Here is a 1,919-nt window from a genome sequence, read left to right on the forward strand (position 1 = left end):
GGTGCCGGGGTTGGTCGCCGACCATTCGGCCGGAACGCTGCTGGAGCTGGCCGCGGCGGGTCGCCTGGCCGCCGAGTACCCGCTGGTCTGCCGGATCGTGGCGGCGCTGGCGGAGCAGGAGCCGGCGCGAGGTGAGGTGGCACGGGCCGGACGGCTGCTGGACCGGGTCGACCCGGCCGAGATCGAACGGCTCCACCCGGGACTGCCGGGCGTCTCCGTCGGCATCACCGGGCACGGCACCCTGTCGGCGCTCGCGCCCGCGCTGCGGGCCGAGTTCGCCCGGCACGGCCTGGTCGCCCGTCCGACGGTCACCGGCTTCGACGGGTACGTCCGGGAGCTGGGCGACCCGGCGAGCGAGCTGTCCGCCGCGCGGCCCGACCTGGTGCTGTGCGTGCTCGACCCGGCCATGGTGTTCGACGAGGTCCCGGTGCCGTGGACCCCGGCGGACGTCGAACGCGCCGCCACCGCCAAGGTCGCTCTCATCGAGCGGCTGGCGGAGCGGTACACGCGGGCCGGGCGCGGCACCCTGGTGCTGAACACGATGCCGCTGACGCGCCGCCACACCGCCCAGCTCGTCGACTGGCGCTCCCGGGCGCGGCTCGGCGCGGTGTGGCGGCAGGCGAACGCCCGGCTGCTGGCGCTGGCCGACCACCACCCGTCCGTCGTGGTGGTGGACCTGGACCCGCTGGTCGCCGAGGGCGTTCCGGTCGGCGACGACCGGCTCGGCACCTACGCCAAGGCCCACCTCACCGACGACCTCCTGGCCGCCTACGCCCGCGAGATCGGCCACCTGGCCAGGAATCTCGTCGGCCGCACCAAGAAGTGCCTGGTGCTCGACCTGGACGACACGCTGTGGGGCGGGGTGCTCGGCGACGACGGCGTGGACGGCATCGAGATCGGCGGCGGCTACCGGGGCGAGGCGTTCCTGGCGTTCCAGCGCGTCGCCAAGCAGCTCGGCTCGCAGGGCGTGCTGCTGGCCGCCGTCAGCAAGAACGACCCCGAGCTGGTGGAACGCGCGCTGCGGGAGCATCCGGCGATGGCGCTGCGGGAGGCGGACTTCGTCCAGGTCGTCGCCAACTGGCGGCCCAAGCACGAGAACCTGGCCGGTCTCGCCGACCGGCTCGGCCTGGGCGTCGACAGCTTCGTCTTCGTCGACGACAGCGCCTACGAGCGCGGCCTCGTCCGGCGGGAGCTGCCCGGCGTCGCCGTCGTCGACGTGGACGGCGAACCCGCCCTGCACCCCGGGCGGCTGCTGCGCGACGGCTGGTTCGACCAGCGGGAGCTGACCGGCGAGGACCGGGTCCGCCCCGCCCGGTACCGGGAGGAGGCGGCCCGCAAGGGGTTCCTCGACCGCTTCGACTCCGTCGAGGACTACCTGCGCGAGCTGGACGTCCGGGTGCGGGTGAGCCGGGCGACCGAGCCGGAGGCCGCCCGGATCTCCCAGCTCACGCTGCGCACCAACCAGTTCAACCTGACCGGCCGGCGGCTGCAGCCCCAGGACGTCCGGCGGCTGATGCGGGACCCCGACGCGCTCGTCCTGTCCGTGCACGTCGGCGACCGGTTCGGCGACAGCGGCCTGGTCGGCGCGGTCCTCGCCCGCTGGCACGGCGACCTGCTGCACATCGACAACTTCCTGCTCAGCTGCCGGGTCTTCTCCCGGTCGGTCGAGGAGGCGTGCCTGAACTGGGTGCTGCGGCACGCGCGGGAGCGCGGCGCGGGCGCGGTGCTCGCCGGGTACCGGCCCGGCGGCCGCAACGGCCTGGTCCGCGAGTTCTATCCGCGCAACGGGTTCGTCCACGAGGCCGACGACGGGACCATGCTGACCTTCCGGCACCCGCTCACCGAGATCCCGCCGCCGCCCCCGCACATCCGTCTCGTCGAGGTCCATGAAGCGCCGTGAAACCCGTTCGGGGGGAGCC

The 1,919-nt window shown here is 74.6% G+C and carries 1 protein-coding gene; it reads left to right on the top strand.

Translation table 11 applies throughout. The features are described 5' to 3' along the window. Window positions 1-10 precede the first annotated feature (10 nt). Window positions 11-1,900 (top strand): HAD-IIIC family phosphatase, encoded by a 1,890-nt coding sequence (locus tag ABD811_RS08035; protein WP_344943164.1) that lies wholly within the window; start codon window positions 11-13, stop codon window positions 1,898-1,900. The last annotated feature ends 19 nt before the right edge of the window (window positions 1,901-1,919 follow it).

This window comes from Actinomadura miaoliensis, assembly GCF_039536785.1.
GTDB lineage: Bacteria > Actinomycetota > Actinomycetes > Streptosporangiales > Streptosporangiaceae > Spirillospora > Spirillospora miaoliensis.